Below are 240 nucleotides of genomic sequence, written 5' to 3'. Positions count from 1 at the left end.
GCAGCGCTTTTTTTTTTTATGAGACAGACAACTCTCAGTTTTACTGTTGCCAACTTGTTTGCATCGCTCCTCTTGCTTTATAGAAATACCATGCTCCGTTTACCTGTTGCCAACCTGTTTGCATCACTCCGCTTCCGTTAAAGTAATACCATGCTCCGATTAAATGTTGCCAACCTGTATGCGTCCCTCCGATAGCAGTATAGTAATTACACACGGCACGAGGCGGAGGACAACCGGTTT

The 240-nt window shown here is 45.0% G+C and carries 1 pseudogene; it reads right to left on the bottom strand.

Features of this window, described 5'->3' with window-relative positions:
* Nucleotides 1-40 precede the first annotated feature (40 nt).
* Nucleotides 41-240, bottom strand: a pseudogene (locus JDS95_RS30820) (transglutaminase domain-containing protein); the annotation flags it as partial.

The organism is Bacillus cereus group sp. N24 (genome assembly GCF_016483345.1).
Taxonomy (GTDB): Bacteria; Bacillota; Bacilli; order Bacillales; family Bacillaceae_G; genus Bacillus_A; species Bacillus_A toyonensis.
The sequence above is the reverse complement of the archived record's forward strand: the minus strand, read 5'-3'. Positions and strand labels throughout refer to the sequence as shown.